Below are 17,054 nucleotides of genomic sequence, written 5' to 3'. Positions count from 1 at the left end.
CTTCACTTTCCCTGCCCGGCTCTTTGCCGGGCAATGGAATTTTCTGGGTGAATCACTGTTGTGTTTCACGGGTCGCGGTCGCCGGTTCACCCCAAGCGGGTGAACGGTCCGCGGGCCATCCGGACCACTACCGTCTCCTTCCAAGGAACGTGTCGCCATGGCTCGTGTCGTACTCGTCACCGGGGTCTCCAGCCCCCTCGCCGCCGGGGTCGCGCAGACCCTCAGCAAGGAGCCCGGTGTACGCCGGCTGATCGGCGCGGACTCCTCGCCGCCACCGAGCGGAACCACGGGGGTCGAGTACCAGCACGTCGACCTGCACGACGGCAGCCTGGACCGCATCGTCGCCGAATCCGGCGCGGAGCTGGTCCTGCACCTGGGCCTGGACACCGAGAAGGGCCCCAACCGGGAGGACAACCTCCTGGGCACCATGCGGGTACTGGGCGCGGCCCAGCGCTCCGCCACCGTCCACCGTCTCGTGGTGCGCTCCAGCGCCACCCTGGACGCCGACGACGCCGCCGAGGTCGAGCGGCACACCCGCGGTCTCCAGCGCCGCCGCCCTGACCTGTCCGTGGCCGTCCTCAGGTTCGCGAACCTCATCGGTCCGTCCGTGGACACCCCGCTCACCCGTTACATGGACTCCCGCGTCGTGCCCACCGTCATGGGCCGCGACCCGCGCGTGCAGTTCCTGCACGAGGACGACGGCGCCGAGGCGCTGGTGCGCATGGCGCTCAGCGACCGGACCGGTTTCTTCGACGTCTCCGCGGCGGACGCCGTCCCGCTCTCCCACTGCCTGCGCCGTATCGGCGGCCAGCGCTTCCCGGTTCCCGCACGCGGGCTCAGGGTGCTGCGCGGCGTGGCCAAGCACGGCCGGATCGACTACGCCAGCTCCAGCGCCGCCCGCGCGGTCGGAGCGGGCCTGACCGCCTCCCGGCTGGACCCCGCCCCGTTGAGCCGTGCCCTGGACTGGGCGCCCTCCTACAGCTCCGCCGAGGCCTTCGAGTCCTACGCGCACAGCCGCGGCGGCTCCCCCCGGAACCGAGGCGCCGGTCTGCGCCCGGTCCACGTCCTCGCCCTGGCCCGTGCCACCCTGGGCCGCTAGAACGGATCTCGCCCCTTCCCACGTGATCTTGCTACCAGAAGCAAGTTCGGCGCCGATTTCGCTTCTGGTAGCAAGATCACGGAGGATGTGCGGGTTCTCCTCCGCTACCATGATCCCCGCGCGCCTGAGGCCCCCGGCCAGTTCGCTGACGGTCGGCAGTGACACCGCCGTCCGCCGGGCCAGCTCCGAGCCCCCGATCGACACGACCACAGCCAGCTGCCCGAGCACCCCGCCGTGCCGCGCGGTTCACACCGGCGCTGCCCTCAGCGGGCGGTGAGGGATCTGCGGTGTCTGACGGCGCGTACCGCCACGGCTCCGGCGACGGCGCCCGCCACGGCGGCGGGCACGGCCACCTTCAGTGCCGCCCGGTGCCTGCGGAAGTCGTGCACCGGCCACTCGTGGGTGCGCGCGTACCGGCGCAGGTCCCCGTCCGGGTTGACCGCGTGCGGGTCGCCGACCAGGGAGAGCAGCGGCAGGTCGTTGGAGGAGTCGCTGTAGGCCGAACAGGCCGACAGGTCCCACCCTTCCTTGTGGGCGAGCGCCCGCACCGCCACGGCCTTGGCCGGGCCGTGCAGCAGGTCGCCGTTGAGCCGTCCCGTGTACACCCCGTCGATGCTCTCGGCCTCGGTGCCCAGCGCACCTGTCAGCCCCAGGCGGCGACGGATGATCTGGGCCAGCTCCACCGGGGTCGCGGTGACCAGCCACACCGGCCGCCCGGCGTCCAGGTGGCCCTGCACGAGCGCGCGGGTGCCCTCCCAGATGCGGTCGGCCATGGTGTCGTCGTAGATCTCCTCGCACAGGGAGACCAGGTCCTGGACGTCGTGCCCGGCGACGAAGGCCAAGGCGGCCTCGCGTGCTGCGTTGATGTGCTCGGGCTGCTCGCTTCCGGTCACCCGGAACACCGTCTGCCCCCACGCGAACCGCATCAGGTCCCGGGTGGTGAACAGATCGCGGGAGGCCAGCCCGCGGGCGAAGTGGTAGATCGACGCGCCGCGCATCAGTGTGTTGTCCACATCGAAGAAGGCGGCTCCGGTGCCGGCCGGATTCGGGGAAACGGCGTCGTGTGACACGGTTCTCTCCTGGCTTGGGTGGGGGAGGCGACCCTCCGGATCTCCGGGGTGGCGCTCCCCGCGTACTGCGAGCTTATGACCACCTACGGGCCGAGTGTGGCGACTGCGCGACGCCGCCAAACCTGGTGATGAAGATCACAGTGTCGAACCCGGTTTCGGCCTCCACTCTGCGGGATCTTCCCGGAGACTGTCCCACCCAAAGTGCACGGGGTGCACATCCACCCGTTGTCGTGCAGCATCATTGTCGAGATGGTCACGGTAGGACTGACATTCATAAGCGCGTTGGTGGGCTGGAGCGCCACCGCCGCGCTGACCGCTTATGCCCAACGCCGTCCCAGTGTGGCAGCGATCGCCTGGCTGGTCGCCGCCTTCGGTGTGACGGTCGGTCTCAGCGCCGCGGTGATCGGTGTGCTCTTCGACTTCGGGGAGCTCACCTTCCGACTGCTGCACATCGGTGTCAGCCTCATAGGCCCGCTCTTCATGGCCTGGGGCGCACTGGAATACGCGGTCCGTTCACCGAACGCCCGCTTCACCGCGCGCCTGTTCGTCACCGCCCTGACCGTCGTTCCCCTCGTGGTGCTGAGCGTCGACCGCATCAGCGGCCGGTTCGGCACCGCCTTCCCCCCGCTGGGCGACCACTACGACCTGATCCCCCGCTCGCTGGTCAACGGCGTGCAGGGCTTCGTCGCCATCCTCCTCGTCCTCGCGATCATCGCCGTCGCCCGACGCGGATCCCGCGGTTACGGCATGGCCGACCTCTCGGTGCTGGGGCTGGTCGTCCTCGCGGCGCTCCTCTCCGTCGTGGTCGGCCGGATGGGGCTCGGCTCCCTCGGTCCGCTGCTGATGCTCGGCGCGATCTCCTCCCTCTGGGGTGCCGCGGCACTGGTCGCCAAGCCGCGCCGTGACCTCTACGACGATGACGACGACTACTACGACGACGAGTACGACGACGAAGACGACGAACTCGACGACGAGCCCCAGGAGGAGCCCGTGCGCCGCAAGCGCCGCAACGCCGACACCTACGACGACCTCTACGCGGACGCTCCCGCCCCGCCGCCCAGCAAGCTGCGTGGCGTCATCACGATCTACACGCTCGCCGAAGGCCAGGGCGGCGGGTTCGACCAGCTCGCCAACGCCGTCGTCGCCGAGGTCGCCAAGCGCGAGCCGGATACCCTTCTGTTCGCCGCGCACATCGTGCCCAGCGCGCCCCTCCAGCGCATCGTCTACGCGATCTACCGGGACGAACTCGCCCAGGAGGAGCACGAGCAGCAGCCGCACGTCATGGAGTTCACTCGGCGCCTGACCGCGCACGTGGTGGCCACCAACGTGATCGAACTCTCCCTCTCCGGCGCAGCCGCCAACGACGGCCTCGCCGCCATGCTGATGCCCCGCTGAACAGGCGTTATCCGAGTTGGCACGACCCTCCGGCGAAGGCCGGAGCGCTGTCCCGCGCCCACGAGAGCCTCCGGTGGGCGCAACCGACCCCGGGCGCCGTGCGTCTCAACCAGGGTGAAGTACTCTTCCCTACAGGTTTTTCATGACCGGCACCCGTCGGGTGCCGATGGCGTGTGACCGAGACCGGCCGGATGCCCCAGCCGAGAGCCGCGCCGGAGCCAAAGAAAGTGTGCTGGGAGTCCGATGCGTAAGTTCCTTGTCGTCTTCCTGATCCTTCTCGCCGTGCTCGTCGTGGCGGCGGATATCGGAGCGCGTTCGTTCGCGCAGAACACCCTGGCCGAGAGGCTGGCGCAGCAGATGGAGATGTCCGAGGAGCCCGACGTCTCGATCGAGGGCTGGGCCTTCCTCCCCCAGGTGGTCAGCGGTACCTACACCGAGGTCAACATCGAGGCGGACAGCGCCACCATGGGCGGGGTGACGGTCGAGAAGGTCGAGGCGACCGCCTCCGAGGTCGAGGCTCCGCTGAGCGAGCTCATGAACGAGCCCACGGTGACCGCGGGCCGGGTGGACGGCTCCTTCGTGGTGCCCTACACCTACTTCAACCCGTATCTGCCCGAGGGCATGACCATCAGCACCGAGAACGGCGAGCCCCGCATCAGCGGTGAGCTGGCCTTCCCCGAGCTGGGCCTGAGCACCTCGGTCTCCACCGGCGGCGAGTTCACCGTCGAGGACGACACCCTGTACGTGACCCCGATCGACGTCGAGGTCGGCGACGTCCCCTTCGACGTCGACGGCGTGGTCACGAACATGCTGACCTTCAGCGCCCAGGTGCCCGAGCTGCCCTTCGGTCTGACCGCCACGGACATGGAGGCCACCTCCAGCGGCCTCAAGATCACCGGCACCGGCAAGGACGTCCCGCTGATGGGCTCCGAGGCCGTCTGATGACCCCCGCGACGGAGAAGCTCGGCGCCGACACCCTCGGCACCGAGCTGGGTGCGAGAGCCACGCTCGTGCAGTTCTCCAGCGCCTTCTGCCAGCCCTGCCGCGCCACCCGCCGTGTCCTGGAGGACGTGGCGGGCATGGTCGAGGGGGTGGCCCACGTGGAGGTCGACGCGGAGTCCAGGCTCGACCTCGTGCGTGCATGGGAGATCCAGGGAACCCCTACGGTGTTCGTGCTCGCCGCGGACGGCCGGGTGGTCCTCCGGGCCGGGGGCCAGCCACGCAAGGCGGACGTGATCGCCGCGCTCGGCGAGGTTGTGCTCTGACCCCGGTCGGCCCGCTTCCCTGTCTCACAGCATGGAATGCTCATCTTGTGATCCAGGACACCAGTGACAAGAGCGCGGTCCGGCCTGTAGCGTCTAGGACGTGACTTCCTTGACGAGCGCGTATCTGACGAAGCGACGTGCGGTGGACTTCTGCCGCGTCGCTGCCGCGCTCTGTCCGTGTCCCTAGGGCGGACGGGCACCTCGAGCCCCCGCTCGCTCCCTGCGACTGGCCCCTTCCCGTGCACACGACGGGGACGACCCCTCCTTCCGGAGACGGTCCTCCACAGGTCCCGGCGGACGACGACGGACGTTCACCAGCTTCGTCTCCACGCCGACGGTCTGTCTCCGTCACATTCTCCTGTGCCCCGGGACGGCTCGCCACCGCCGCGACCGCCCTACCCCACGCGTAGAGCTTCCCCTTCTCCTATCTGTTCCCACGGAGCAGCGATCAGGGCTGGGGAAGCCGCCTGAGACCCCTGTTCCGGGCACCGCGCCCCCGGAACGCGACGCACCGACCGCACACGCGACACCGCACTTCGAACACAGGAGGTTCCCCATGAGCCGCTCCGACGTCCTTGTGGACGCCGACTGGGTGGAGGCTCACCTGGACGACGCCAACGTCGTTCTCGTCGAGGTGGACGAGGACACGTCCGCCTACGACAAGGGCCATATCCCCGGCGCCGTCAAGATCGACTGGAAGACGGACCTCCAGGACCCCGTCCGCCGCGACTTCGTGGACCAGACCGGTTTCGAGAAGCTGCTGTCCGCCAAGGGCATCGGCAACGACGACCAGGTCATCCTGTACGGCGGCAACAACAACTGGTTCGCGGCCTACGCCTACTGGTACTTCAAGCTCTACGGCCACGACAACGTCCGTCTGCTTGACGGCGGCCGCAAGAAGTGGGAGCTCGACTCCCGCGAGCTCGTCGAGGAGGTCCCGGAGCGGTCCGCCACCGAGTACAAGGCCAAGGAGCAGGACTCCTCGATCCGCGCCTTCCGCGACGAGGTCGTCGAGGCCATCGGCACCAAGGACCTGGTCGACGTCCGCTCGCCCGACGAGTTCACCGGCAAGCTGCTGGCCCCCGCGCACCTGCCGCAGGAGACCTCGCAGCGCCCGGGCCACATCCCGACCGCGCGCAACATCCCGTGGGCCAAGACGGCCAACGAGGACGGCACCTTCAAGACCGCCGAAGAGCTGCGCGAGCTCTACACCGAGGCCGGGGTGGACCTCGACAAGGACATCATCGCCTACTGCAGGATCGGTGAGCGCTCCTCGCACACCTGGTTCGCCCTGCACGAGATCGTCGGCCTGGAGAACGTCAAGAACTACGACGGCTCGTGGACCGAGTACGGCTCCCTGGTGGGCGTGCCGGTCGAGCTCGGAGAGGCGGAGGCCAAGTGAGCGACACCTGCGGAGCACCTGAGGGCGGCGTGGCACTGGCCGACGTCGACGCTGGCAACCAGGCGGTCATCCAGGGCACGGTGACCCGTGACGGTCAGCCCCTGCGCGGCGCCTACGCCCGACTGCTGAACGACTCCGACGACTTCGTCGGCGAGGTCGCCACCGGCGACGAGGGCACCTTCCGCTTCTTCGCCGCCGACGGCGACTGGAAGGTGCGGGTACTGGCCTCCCAGGGCTTCACCGGCGAGTACGCGGTGAAGGCCGAGGTCGGCAAGGTCATCGACGTCCAGGTCCAGGCCTGACCTAACGGACACAGCGCGAACGGCGCCGGTGCCGACGGAGCGATCCGTCCGGTACCGGCGCCGTTCGCGTTGCCCGGAGGCTGCCGGGTTTCAGCGCTCCCGGGGCGGAGGCGCGGGCTCCTCCTCCGGCATTACGTACCGCTCGGCCAGCTCCCGGTTGGCCGCCAGCGCCCGGTCAGCGCGGTCGAGCATCACTCGCCGGTAGAAGGCGGCGTAGAAGACGGGGACGACCGCCGCGAACCCGAACCACATCAGGACGGGGACACCCCAGTCCTGGGCGTTGATGACCAGGTGCAGGGCGCTGCCGAACACGAACAGGCCTATCCCCGTGTGGTACCAGGGGTTCTCCAGCCGACGGCGCAGGTCCTCGGCCACCCTGACGGTCAGGTGGGCCAGCTCGGGGTCCGGCGCCGCCGCGCCGTGGCGCAGGTACAGGCTGACCCGGTTCCTCTCCGTGCTGATCGGAGCCTGACGGGCCAGAGCCCGATCGCTCCAGTCGGTGCGCTGCCCGCGCCGGTTCCAGAGGAATGCCAGCAGCATGCAGACGAAGGCGGCGGTGAGGAAGACTAGGGGGATCAGCTTCAGCGCGAGGATGTGTCCGGGCACGGGAACTCCTTCGCCAGGTCGCGGTTGGTCTCGATCGCCCAGGCGCTCCGCCGCAGCACGTGTATTCGGTAGACCGGCAGGGCCGACCCCGCAACGAGGAGCACCGCGGCCGTGACCAGCGCGGGAAGCGGGGCGAGTCGGTCGGTCATGGCGAGGAACCCGCCGAACAGCGGCGCCAGGAACACCGCGTTCCAGGCAGCCCAGGGGTTCTCCCAGTCATCGTAGCTCTGCGCGGCCCAGTGGCAGACGAGCAGTGCGAGCCTGGGGCTCTTCGCGCGCTCTCCCCGCCGGATGAGGCGTTCGGCGCGCCTGTGCCGCTCGGCGATGTGCGGACCGTTCCCCTCCCGCCGGTGCCCGGCGAGGTGCTGACGGTGCCCGAAACCGCGTGTCGGCCCCATCACCTGGAACGGCGTGAACCCGCGGCGCCGGTTCCAGATCACGCCCGCCACCGTGCACACGAGCGCCCCCGCCACCGAGAGCACCATCAGCACGCCCAGAACCGTCTCGGACATCGAAGTCATTCCGGTACCTCCTCCCGGTGGGACCGCGACCGGTCGAACTCGGCGGCCAGAGCCCGGTTGAGTTCCAGCGCGAGTTCGGCGTTCGCACGCCGCCTGCGCGCGTGCCGCTCCGCCAGGACACCGAAGACGACCGTCAGACCCAGGACGGCGGCCAAGAATCCCAGGGAGAATACGGCACTGTCAGCCGTGGTGAGGCCTTGGTGGATGATCATCGGCGTCTGGGCTATCGGCAGGAGCACGTAGCCACGGGACCGCCAGGGGTTCTCGCGCAGCGGTAGTTCCCGCTCGGCGAGCCGGTGGGCCACGAAGGCCGTAGCCGGATCGTCCGCGGCCCGCCCGTCCCGGACGAGCCGGGCCGCCCTGGTCCGGATCTCGGAGAAAGGGGTGCCGAAGCGGGTCAGTTCGGGGTCGATGAGCGGGGGTTCCTCCGGTTCACCGTGCTCCCTGAGCCATCTGCGTGACAGCACGACCGTCACCAGGAAGGCCGCGAAGAAGCCGAGAGCGAGGACGATGACCAGTACCTGCGCCACCAGATCCACCATTTGGGGTCACCTCTCTCCGTTCGGATCGGTTTCGACCACGGGCGTGAGGCCGAGGGCTTGCCGCGGCGGATGCGCCAGCGCAGCCCCAGGGCGCCGCAGACGGGTATCGCTACCGCGAGTCCGAACAGAACGGACATGAGGAGGATCTGCAGGAGTGTCATGTGCGCTCACCTGCCAGTGGTGTCCGTGGTCAGTAGGGCTTGCGGAACTGTTCCCAGGCGTCCCTGCCGCCGTCGGGTGGGCCCGGGGCCTGTGCGGCGAGTTCCTCGTTGGCCTCGATCGCCCGGCGGGCGCGGGGCACGGCACGGCGCCGCGTCAGGGGGTGGTGCACGGCCAGTGCCGCGATCACGGGCAGGAACACGTACAGGACACCCGCGGAGGCGTTCCCGTTCACGGTCATGTGGGTGATGTTGAACAGCATCGCCGCGATGAACAGGAAGTACCCGAACTGCTGCCAGGGGTTCTCCCACACGCGGAGGTCCTCCCGGGCGGTGGCGACCGTCAGGCGGGCCAGTTCGGGGTCGGGGGCGGTCTCGCCGGAACGCAGATACGGCCTGGCTCGACGGCGGTCCGCGCGCGGGGGAGCCTGGGCGGCCAGTTCCCGCTGCTTCCACTTCGGGCGGCCGCGCAGGCGGTCCCAGCGGGCCCCCAGGCCCATACAGGTGCCCGCTGCGGCCAACAGCAGGACCGCGGTTCCCAGGGGCAGGTAGGTCAGGACCGGGCCGGACAGGATCGGTTCCGTGATGGGGGTTCACTTCCTCGGAGTGAAGGGTTCGGGGGTTTCTCTGTCCCCTGTTCCCATGCCCGGTTGGTGACAGGTAAACATCGGACGCGCCGGTGCGGGGGGCGGCGTACGAGGTGGGGGCGGGTTTTCCACAGGTGGGGGCTCGGGGCTGGAAAGCGGTGGTCCGCCCTGATTCACTGATGATCAAGGCCACGTCGTCCGGCAGCGGCCGGGCACCCCCCGTGTCCGTCCCGGCGGGCGGACGCGGTCTGTGGCAAGCACGCCGGGTGTTGGCTTCCCAGCCCCAGCTCCGCCCCCCGGCCGGAGCCCCGCGTGAAGGAATCCCCGGCGGTCCCTCTCCGCCGCCGGTCAGGAGGTGTTCGGACGGTGCCCACACCACGGTCGTCGGCGGCCGCGGCCAGCACGCCCCGAGGTGGCACCTACCTCGGTTGGCGGTACAAGGTCGTGCTGCCGCCGCCGGGACCCGCCCCGCGCCGCCCCGCGCCGACGGACGCGGAGACCCTCAGCGAGGAGTGGATCGCCGGGCAGCTCGACAGCGAGAAGCAGACCAACCGGCCGCTCTACTTCGCCCTGGGCGGGCTCGGGCTGTTCGCCCTGCTCTGCCCGCTGCTGTGGAGCCTGCGCATCCTCCCGGGCAGCCTGGCTTTGGGCGGGGTTTTCGCCTGCATGGCGATCGCGGCGCCTGTGGTCTTCGCACTCGTGCAGAGCAGGCAGGTCGTGGCGGCCAGACTCGAACGCGCCAAGGAGCGGCTGGAGCAGGAACGGGCCGAACGGGAGCGGGCCCTGCACGACCAGCAGCGCGAACACGCACGCCGGTACACCGAGTGGCAGGCCGCCGCGCGCGCCTACGAGGCGCAGCCGCGCTGGTACGGAATGACCGTGCCGCCCGGGACCTCGGCGGTGATCGTGGTCGGCGGCACCGACGCTGGCTGGTCGGCGCTGCTCACCACCATCGGGGTCTCACGGCTCCGTGAGGGCGGCGACCTCACCGTCGTGGACCTCACCGGCCACGCGGTCGCCCGCGAACTCGTCCGCCTGGCCCGGCGCTGTGCCGTGCAGCCCAGACAGTGGGTGCTCCCCGCCGACCTGCCCCGAATGACCCTGGGCACCAACCTGGACGCCGGGCAGCGCGCCAGAATCCTGTCCGCGGTCGCCGCCGCCTCCGGCCAGCTGGAGGAGGTGGACGCGGACGAAACCCTGCTGCTGCGGCTGCTGGAGGTGCTCGGCCCGGACGTGGGCATCGCCCGGCTCATCGGCGGCCTGCGCGCCCTGGTGACCCCTGAGGAGGACGCCGCTGAGGACGACCCGGCCCTGGCTCTGCTCACCCAGCGCGAGCGCGCCCGGGTGCGGGAGCGCTGCGCCGACGACCCCGGTGTGCGTGAACGCGCCTGGGCGCTGGAGAACCGGCTCAGCCCCTTCGAAGCGGTCGGCACCAGAGCCGACGACGGCGCCTACGCGCAGGTCAAAATCATCTCCACGGACCGCGCCTCGGGGCAGACCGCGGCCCGCGTCTACGGGACCTACGCCGTGGCCGCGCTCAGCGAACTGTTGGAGGCCCGGGTGCCCGAACCGGTCTCCGTCGGCGTCCGGGCGCCCCGGGTGCGGCCCGACCGCACCCGCAGCGTGGTGGTCTGCGGGGCCGAGACGCTCCCGGCCGAGGAGGTGGACCAGGTGTTGGCCGCCGCGGCGGAGGGCGGGGTCGAGGTGGTCCTGATGTTCCGCACCGCCGTCCCCGCCGCTCTGGAACGCTTCTCCGACCCCTCCTGCCTGCCGGTCGTGATGGCCCAGCACAGCGGTGCGGCTGAGGTCGCCGACGCGGTCGCGGCGGTGCCCCGGCCCGCCGAGGGCGACCCGCAGCGCCTGGAGGTGCACCGGCTCACCGAGGTCATCGGTGCCGCGGTGGGCGGAACGGTCGCCGAACCGGACGGCGCCGAAGCCGAGGAGGGCGCCGACGACGACCTCCTCTTCCCCTCCCCGCACACCGAGTCCGGTGCGGTGATCCGCAACGCCACCGCCGCGATCGCCCCGCTCGACCTGGTCCGTCATGTGAGATCCGCCACGGCCTGGGGGCGGGCAACAGCCCAGGCCGCGGAGCTCGACACCCCCGTCAGCGCCGACGCGGAGGCGGGGCCGAGCGTCCGCGGCACCGGACTGGACGCCGAGGCGCTGCGCGAGCTGCCGTCCACGGCCGCCCTCGTCCTGGCCCCGGACGGGCCGGTCGTCACGGACACCAATCCGGGTATCCTCACCCTGTCCACGGCCACACTGGCCACGGTGGAAGACTCCCGGAACACCTGTACCGGCGGGGACGTTGGGCACAGTGGTGCCACCGGACCGGCCGCCAAGAACCCGGCTCGCCGGGAGAGCCCCGAGCCGGGCTCCGAGACCGGCAGACCCCGGATCATCGCTCCTGACGGCAGACCCCCGGCCGACACAGCAGGGGGTTTCGGCAAGGCCGACGGACCCGCAGTCCCGAAATCGGTCGGAGCCGTGGACCGGATCGACCCGGATCAGGTCCCGCCCAACCTCGGGCCGCCACCCGAGCGTTTGGACTGGCGGGTCTGAGGGCCGGTGGACAATAGGCTTGGCCCGACACATCGCCCGCCGCCGAAGCGCGTCCGTGCGGGTGATCTAGCGATCGTGGAGAAATGATGAGCGAGCTTCCCTTGCGCGCCCAACTGGCCTCGGTACTGGGCAGGAGCGCAGCGAGCCTGTCCAGGGCCACCGGACGCGGAGACGGCTCCGTCATCGGGGGGCGCGTCGCCCTCAAGGTGGAACCGGACCTGCTCGCCAAGCTCGCCCAGGGCCGCCGCCTGGCCCTGGTCAGCGCCACCAACGGCAAGACGACCACCACCCGGCTCATCGCGCAGGCCCTGCGCGAGTTCGGTGACGTGGCCACCAACGAGTACGGCGCGAACATGCCCACCGGGCACATCACGGCGCTGTCCGACAACAAGTCGGCGGTCAACGGTGTGCTGGAGGTGGACGAGAAGTACCTCCCGCAGGTCCTCAAGGCCACCAACCCCTCCTTCGTGGTCCTGATGAACCTGAGCCGCGACCAGATGGACCGCGCCTCGGAGATCAACCTGCTCGCGAAGAAGTGGCGCACCGCTCTGGCGCAGACCGACACCCACGTCATCGCCAACGCCGACGACCCGCTCGTGGCCTGGGCGGGGCTGGGCGCCCCGAACGCCACCTGGGTGTCGGCCGGTCAGCGCTGGAAGGAGGACTCCTGGTGCTGCCCCGAGTGCGGGGGTCACCTCAAGCGCGACGTCGACCCGCACTGGGAGTGCCCCGAGTGCGGCCTGGCCCGGCCCCGGGCCACGTGGGCGGTGGACAACGCCAACGACACCCTGGTCGCCCCCGACGGCCAGGAGCTCAAGCTCCGGATGAACCTGCCCGGGGACGCGAACCGCGCCAACGCCGCGATCGCGGCGGCCACCGCCGCCGGGTACGGTATGCACCCCGAGCGCACCCTCGAACGGTTGCGCGAGGTCACCTCGGTGGCCGGTCGCTACACCTCGGTGGTCACCATGGGCGTCGAGGTCCGCCTGCTGCTCGCCAAGAACCCGGCCGGGTGGCTGGAGTCCTTCGCAGTCCTGGACCCGCCACGTGTCCCCGTGATCCTCGGGGTCAACGCGCAGATCCCCGACGGCAAGGACACCTCCTGGCTCTGGGACGTGGACTACACGGTGCTGCGCGACCGCAGGGTGTTCGTCATGGGCGAGCGCCGCACGGACCTCGCGCTGCGCCTGGAGACCGACGGGGTGCCCTTCGAGACCGCCGACCGCGTGGACGAGGTGCTGGGCCGGCTCAAGGTCGAGCAGCCCGACATCACCAAGGTCGACGTCATCGCCAACTACACAGCCTTCCAGCAGATCCGCACGGCGTACGGCCGCGTCCAGTAGGAGAGACCCATGTCGAACACCAGCAGCGCCCTGCGGATCGTGTGGATCTACCCCGACCTGCTCAGCACCTACGGGGACCAGGGCAACGTCCTGATCCTCAAGCGCCGCGCCGAACTGCGCGGCATCCCCACCGAGATCGTGCACGTCCACTCCAGTGACCCGGTGCCCGAGCAGGGCGACATCTACCTGCTCGGCGGCGGCGAGGACCGGCCGCAGATCCTGGCCGCCGAGCGGCTGCGCGCCGACGGCGGACTGGCCCGGGCCGCCGCGCGCGGCGCGTGCGTGTTCGCGGTCTGCGCGGGCTACCAGATCATCGGTGAGAGCTACGGCGACGACGAGGCCAACCCGCTCCCGGGCGTGGGCATCATCGACATCCGCAGCAACCGGGGCCAGACCCGTGCCGTGGGCGAGATCGTCGCCGATGTCGACCCCTCCCTGGGGGTGGGCCGGATCACCGGTTTCGAGAACCACCAGGGCCGCACCGAGATCGGCCCGCAGGCCCGTCCGCTGTCCACCACGGTGAAGGGCATCGGCAACGACGACCGCACCGAGGGCGCCTACCAGGGCCAGGTCCTGGGCACCTACCTGCACGGCCCGGCCCTGCCGCGCAACCCGCAGCTGGCCGACCTGCTGCTGCGCTGGCGTGTGGGCCAGCTGAACCCGCTGCCCCCGTCCTGGGGCGAGCGCCTGCACGACGAGCGCCTAGCCGCCGCCCTGCGGTAGCCGAGTCGTCGGACGACAGTGAGCCCGGTACGGGAACTTCCCCTACCGGGCTTAGTCCTTTGCGCACATCGGGTCGGGACGCTCAGCGAGGCAGGCACTTGATCGTGTGCTCACCGTTGCGTTCGACTCCGTGCACGCCGGTGCTGAAACCAGGGAAAGAGCGCTCCTGCTCTTCCAAGGCCCTCAAGTAGCGCAGCCGTGGCCCTTCTGCGGGTCCAGTCCGTTCTCCTGGCAGTATCAGGGGGATACCCGGAGGCGTCACCACGATGGTGGAGGCCGAGATCCGGTCCGCTGCCTGCGCCAGCGGGACCTGTTCCACCTCACCCAGGCTGATCCTGCGGTGGCACTCCGCCGGTGTCAGCGGAGCTTCCGGGAGTTCGGTGAACGCCCTGTCCAACAGCCGGGTCAGGTTCTCACTCGTGTAGTGCCCGTGCAGCCCGGCACACAGCTGGGGCAGGGTCAATCCGGCGTACCGTGAAGGGTGCCGTCCGACCAGCTGGGGTAGGACATCGTTCAACGGGGCGTTGTTGTCGTACAGGTCCTTGAAGCGCTCGAGTGCTTTGAGCAGGCCCAGGCTCTTGGCGCGGGTGTTGCCCAGGGAGAACAGGACGAGGATCGTATAGGCGCTGGTCTTCTCCACAAGGATGCGCTGGGCCTCTAAGAATGCGGCGAGCACCGGCGCCGGGATCCCCCAGGTGCCCTGGTCCCCGCCGAAGCGCGCGCCCGGGCACACGATGGTGACCTTGAGGGGGTCGAGCATGCAGTAGCCGCTCTCCAACCCCTCGAAACCGTGCCAGTCAGCGCCGGGTTCGAGTTCCCAGCAACCGCGTTCGGACACGAGGAGTTCCAGAGGTGCCTCGGCGAAGGGCAGAGCGGCTCCGGAGGAGGGATCGCGGACCTCCGGGGGCTGCCACAGGTCGAAGAACCAACGCGGGGCGTCCTCGGTCAGGGACTTGCGCAGCCCCAGGAAGGTCTGTCGGAAGCGAACCGCCTCACGTATGGCGTCATCGACCAGGTGTCGGCCTGCTGGCCCGTCCATCATCCCCGCGGCCACGTCGAGTGAGGCGATCATCGGGTAGAGCGGTGAGGTGCTGGCGTGCATCACGTAGGTCTCGTTCAGTTGTTCCGCGTCCACGGGTTCGCGCGGGGCCGAACGCACGTGCAGCATGGCGCTCTGGGAGAGCGCTGAAAGTACCTTGTGGGTGGATTGCGTGGTGAACACCGTCGGTCTGTCCCTGCCGGGGAAGGACTCGTGGTGCACGGCCATGCCGTATCGCCCTCGGTAGAGGGGATGGAAGTGCGCGTAGCCGAACCACGCCTCGTCGAAGTGCACCCTGCCGGTGGAGCGGGACAGGAGTTCGCTGACCCAGACGGCGTCGTAGCACACTCCGTCGTAGGTCGAGTTGGTCACGACGGCCAGTGGCGCGAGGTTTTCCGGGGCCGAGTCCGAAGCGGTCAGCCGTGCTGGTGGCACGGGGCCGATCAGCCCCAGGCTGTTGCGGGTGGGGAGCATGTACTCGGGCCGTGCGCCGCTGATGACGAGAGTGTGCACGATCGCCTTGTGGCAGTTGCGGTCGATCAGAACCCTGTCTTCGGGGCCCAGGCAGTGGTGGCCGACGATCCGGTCTGCTGACGACGTGCCGTTGAGGACGAAGAAGGTGAAGTCGGAACCGAACACCCGAGCGGCGTTGCGTTCCGCCTCGCCGATCGCTCCTTGGTGGTCGAGAAGGGAGCCCAGTCCCGGGGCCGAGATCGAGAGGTCCGTGCGGAAGAGTTTCTCTCCGTAGTACTCGAAGAAGGTGCGGCCCACAGCTGACTTGAGGAAGGCGACGCCACCGGCATGGCCAGGCGTGTGCCAGGAATATGCTTTTCCCTGGTCGAATTCCATGAGGGCTTGAAAGAACGGGGGGAGGTGGGGTGACCTTGAATCATCGACCGCCGCTCTGATTCTCCCGGCGATGAAATCAGGGGTGTCCTCCTCCGGGAGGATGTAGCCGAAGAAAGTGTGGCCGGGGAAGAGCGGGGCCAGATCCGTTTCCGTCGGGGGTGGTGCGAGGAAGACGGGAACACCGGGTCGCCAGCGTGCCATGCGTTCGAGTAGCGTCGGCCAAGCGTTCTGTGTCCTGTGTTCCGGAGTCTCGTCGGTGTCGACCACGATGGCGGCCGCACTCGATATCACCTCCGGTCTTCTTCGAACGTCCTCCGCGCAATCGGCCCAGGTGACCGCGAAACCCCGCTCTGCCAGGGCCTGGGCCACGTCGTGAAACCTGTGTTCGTTCGGACTTGTGATGAGCACTTGTCTGAAGCGCAAGAATTCCCCGGGGTTGTGAAGGGGGATGGGGTTCGTCAAATGTTTTCTTCCCCCCTGGGTTGCATATCAACCATAGTTGGGGCCATTGCTTTTTGGGGCATCATTTTTGCTTTGTGTTGTTTTTGATGCTTATCGCGTTTTGGGTTGGTTATTATGCTTTCTGTGACATTTTGCGATGGTGGGCCTTGGTTTCGGATGCGGGACGGGGTGACCCGCTCCGGTTGACTCCCTGCCGAGGGCAGCCTCACTCCGCTGCGGCGGGACCACCGATTCGAGGCCCGGCGGGGCCGCCCGTCTGCTGTGGCGCGGGCCAGCCAGGAATGCCGGGCGGGTGGCGTTCGTCATAGGTGTATGAGTAAGCAGCAGCCTCGTGCGGCGCCACCGGGTCGAATCGCCGCGGCGGTGCGCACCCTGGCCATCCCTGTCGCGGTCCTGCTCGCCGGTGCGGTGTGCGCGGTCACCCTGATCGCGCTGAGCGTGGTGACCGTGCCGGACGCGCGGGTGGTGCTCGGCGAGGACGAACCGGCCGCGGCGCCCGCACCCGCCGAGGAATCCGAACCCGCGGAGGAACCCGAGGAGCCCGCGCCCCCGCCTTCGGAGGAGCCCGTTCCCGAGCCCTCAGATGAGCCTGGGGCGGTTGAGGGCGCCGAGGGGTCGGAGGAGGGCGGGCCGGAGCCCGCGCCCGAGCCGAGCCCAGCTCCGGAGCCCGCGGATCCCGAGGAACCAGCGGCGGCCGAGCCGGAATCCGTACCGCCCTCCGCCTACGACGGGTCCACCACGTCGGTGGGCGTCTTCCGGGTGGTGGTCGAGACGGCCTACACCGACCCGACCATCACCAACGGCACGGGCTCCTACGCTGAGGCGCCCGCGGGCTGGGAGTACCACATCTACCGGCTCAACGTCACCAACGAGGGTTCGTCCCCGGTGATCTTCGACAGCTCCGGCACCGTGGGCACCACCACCGACGGCCGGCGGTTCGTCAACGACATCGACGCCGAGCACACCGTGGCCTACGACTACTTCTGGTTCGAGATCGATCCGGGCGAGAGGGTCACCACGCACATCATGTTCCTGGTGCCGGTCGGCACCGAGTTCGCGCACGTCCTGGTGGCGGGTCAGAGCGACCTGCGCCCCGGCTGACGCCTGCGTCCGTGCTCCGGCTCCG

At 69.7% G+C, this 17,054-nt stretch carries 17 protein-coding genes; 11 read left to right on the top strand and 6 right to left on the bottom strand.

What is annotated here, in order from left to right:
* Positions 1 to 157 precede the first annotated feature (157 nt).
* A complete protein-coding gene (locus D457_RS0114290) occupies positions 158 to 1,099 on the top strand; it encodes an NAD-dependent epimerase/dehydratase family protein (protein ID WP_017581352.1) in 942 nt (313 codons plus the stop codon).
* Between the two features lie 263 nt (positions 1,100 to 1,362).
* On the opposite strand, the gene D457_RS0114280 is transcribed toward D457_RS0114290, so the two are convergent.
* A complete protein-coding gene (locus D457_RS0114280; protein WP_017581350.1) occupies positions 1,363 to 2,169 on the bottom strand; it encodes an HAD family hydrolase in 807 nt (268 codons plus the stop codon).
* A gap of 249 nt (positions 2,170 to 2,418) precedes the next feature.
* On the opposite strand from D457_RS0114280, the gene D457_RS0114275 reads away from it, so the two are divergent.
* The 6 genes from D457_RS0114275 (at position 2,419) to D457_RS0114255 (ending at position 6,533) form a co-directional block, all read left to right on the top strand.
* Complete coding sequence (locus tag D457_RS0114275) at positions 2,419 to 3,564, top strand: putative quinol monooxygenase (RefSeq protein WP_051072937.1); 1,146 nt, start codon at positions 2,419 to 2,421, stop codon at positions 3,562 to 3,564.
* Between the two features lie 243 nt (positions 3,565 to 3,807).
* Positions 3,808 to 4,506, top strand: coding sequence for an LmeA family phospholipid-binding protein (locus D457_RS0114270; RefSeq protein WP_017581347.1), 699 nt, complete (start codon positions 3,808 to 3,810; stop codon positions 4,504 to 4,506).
* The gene (locus tag D457_RS0114265; RefSeq protein ID WP_017581346.1) at positions 4,506 to 4,829 is read left to right on the top strand and encodes a TlpA family protein disulfide reductase; all 324 of its coding nucleotides are present in this window, start codon (positions 4,506 to 4,508) and stop codon (positions 4,827 to 4,829) included. Before D457_RS0114270 ends, D457_RS0114265 begins: the two co-directional genes overlap by 1 nt.
* Positions 4,830 to 4,929: 100 nt before the next feature.
* Positions 4,930 to 5,016, top strand: a complete 87-nt coding sequence (locus D457_RS37815; RefSeq protein WP_355267795.1) for a putative leader peptide — start codon at positions 4,930 to 4,932, stop codon at positions 5,014 to 5,016.
* A gap of 369 nt (positions 5,017 to 5,385) precedes the next feature.
* Positions 5,386 to 6,231 carry a sulfurtransferase gene (locus tag D457_RS0114260; RefSeq protein ID WP_017581345.1) on the top strand — a complete coding sequence of 282 codons (846 nt, stop codon included), beginning with the start codon at positions 5,386 to 5,388 and terminating at the stop codon, positions 6,229 to 6,231.
* Entirely contained in the window at positions 6,228 to 6,533 is a 306-nt protein-coding gene (locus tag D457_RS0114255) for a DUF1416 domain-containing protein (RefSeq protein WP_017581344.1), read from the top strand. Before D457_RS0114260 ends, D457_RS0114255 begins: the two co-directional genes overlap by 4 nt.
* A gap of 90 nt (positions 6,534 to 6,623) precedes the next feature.
* Here the strand turns inward: D457_RS0114255 and D457_RS0114250 are convergent, their stop codons facing one another.
* The 4 genes from D457_RS0114250 to D457_RS0114235 all read right to left on the bottom strand — a co-directional run bounded on the left by D457_RS0114250 (position 6,624) and on the right by D457_RS0114235 (position 8,881).
* Positions 6,624 to 7,139, bottom strand: a complete 516-nt coding sequence (locus D457_RS0114250; protein ID WP_017581343.1) for a hypothetical protein — start codon at positions 7,137 to 7,139, stop codon at positions 6,624 to 6,626.
* The gene (locus tag D457_RS0114245) at positions 7,115 to 7,660 is read right to left on the bottom strand and encodes a hypothetical protein (protein WP_017581342.1); all 546 of its coding nucleotides are present in this window, start codon (positions 7,658 to 7,660) and stop codon (positions 7,115 to 7,117) included. Before D457_RS0114245 ends, D457_RS0114250 begins: the two co-directional genes overlap by 25 nt.
* Positions 7,657 to 8,202 (bottom strand): hypothetical protein, encoded by a 546-nt coding sequence (locus D457_RS0114240; protein ID WP_017581341.1) that lies wholly within the window; start codon positions 8,200 to 8,202, stop codon positions 7,657 to 7,659. The genes D457_RS0114245 and D457_RS0114240 overlap by 4 nt, the downstream gene beginning before the upstream one ends.
* 190 nt (positions 8,203 to 8,392) lie before the next feature.
* Positions 8,393 to 8,881 carry a hypothetical protein gene (locus tag D457_RS0114235; RefSeq protein ID WP_239646103.1) on the bottom strand — a complete coding sequence of 163 codons (489 nt, stop codon included), beginning with the start codon at positions 8,879 to 8,881 and terminating at the stop codon, positions 8,393 to 8,395.
* A 432-nt stretch (positions 8,882 to 9,313) separates the two neighbouring features.
* On the opposite strand from D457_RS0114235, the gene D457_RS0114230 reads away from it, so the two are divergent.
* From D457_RS0114230 to D457_RS0114220, 3 genes are all read left to right on the top strand, one after another.
* Positions 9,314 to 11,512 (top strand): hypothetical protein, encoded by a 2,199-nt coding sequence (locus D457_RS0114230; protein WP_017581339.1) that lies wholly within the window; start codon positions 9,314 to 9,316, stop codon positions 11,510 to 11,512.
* A gap of 86 nt (positions 11,513 to 11,598) precedes the next feature.
* Positions 11,599 to 12,855, top strand: coding sequence for a Mur ligase family protein (locus D457_RS0114225; RefSeq protein WP_017581338.1), 1,257 nt, complete (start codon positions 11,599 to 11,601; stop codon positions 12,853 to 12,855).
* Positions 12,856 to 12,864: 9 nt separating this feature from the next.
* The gene (locus tag D457_RS0114220) at positions 12,865 to 13,578 is read left to right on the top strand and encodes a type 1 glutamine amidotransferase (protein WP_017581337.1); all 714 of its coding nucleotides are present in this window, start codon (positions 12,865 to 12,867) and stop codon (positions 13,576 to 13,578) included.
* Between the two features lie 82 nt (positions 13,579 to 13,660).
* Here the strand turns inward: D457_RS0114220 and D457_RS0114215 are convergent, their stop codons facing one another.
* Positions 13,661 to 15,874 (bottom strand): Orn/Lys/Arg family decarboxylase, encoded by a 2,214-nt coding sequence (locus D457_RS0114215; RefSeq protein ID WP_394297046.1) that lies wholly within the window; start codon positions 15,872 to 15,874, stop codon positions 13,661 to 13,663.
* 366 nt (positions 15,875 to 16,240) lie between these two features.
* On the opposite strand from D457_RS0114215, the gene D457_RS0114210 reads away from it, so the two are divergent.
* Positions 16,241 to 17,029: a DUF4352 domain-containing protein gene (locus D457_RS0114210; protein ID WP_083926757.1), complete on the top strand. Its 789-nt coding sequence runs from the start codon at positions 16,241 to 16,243 to the stop codon at positions 17,027 to 17,029.
* The last annotated feature ends 25 nt before the right edge of the window (positions 17,030 to 17,054 follow it).

The organism is Nocardiopsis valliformis DSM 45023 (genome assembly GCF_000340985.1).
Classification (GTDB): Bacteria; Actinomycetota; Actinomycetes; order Streptosporangiales; family Streptosporangiaceae; genus Nocardiopsis; species Nocardiopsis exhalans.
This window is presented reverse-complemented; position numbering and strand designations above follow the sequence as displayed.

Excerpts from the sequence above, each read along its gene's own strand:
- D457_RS0114290 (WP_017581352.1), top strand. The coding sequence starts at position 158 with ATGGCTCGTGTCGTACTCGTCACCGGGGTCTCCAGCCCCCTCGCCGCC.
- D457_RS0114275 (WP_051072937.1), top strand. The coding sequence starts at position 2,419 with ATGGTCACGGTAGGACTGACATTCATAAGCGCGTTGGTGGGCTGGAGC.
- D457_RS0114270 (WP_017581347.1), top strand. The coding sequence starts at position 3,808 with ATGCGTAAGTTCCTTGTCGTCTTCCTGATCCTTCTCGCCGTGCTCGTC.
- D457_RS0114265 (WP_017581346.1), top strand. The coding sequence starts at position 4,506 with ATGACCCCCGCGACGGAGAAGCTCGGCGCCGACACCCTCGGCACCGAG.
- D457_RS0114260 (WP_017581345.1), top strand. The coding sequence starts at position 5,386 with ATGAGCCGCTCCGACGTCCTTGTGGACGCCGACTGGGTGGAGGCTCAC.
- D457_RS0114245 (WP_017581342.1), bottom strand. The coding sequence starts at position 7,660 with ATGACTTCGATGTCCGAGACGGTTCTGGGCGTGCTGATGGTGCTCTCG.
- D457_RS0114240 (WP_017581341.1), bottom strand. The coding sequence starts at position 8,202 with ATGGTGGATCTGGTGGCGCAGGTACTGGTCATCGTCCTCGCTCTCGGC.
- D457_RS0114225 (WP_017581338.1), top strand. The coding sequence starts at position 11,599 with ATGAGCGAGCTTCCCTTGCGCGCCCAACTGGCCTCGGTACTGGGCAGG.
- D457_RS0114220 (WP_017581337.1), top strand. The coding sequence starts at position 12,865 with ATGTCGAACACCAGCAGCGCCCTGCGGATCGTGTGGATCTACCCCGAC.
- D457_RS0114210 (WP_083926757.1), top strand. The coding sequence starts at position 16,241 with ATGAGTAAGCAGCAGCCTCGTGCGGCGCCACCGGGTCGAATCGCCGCG.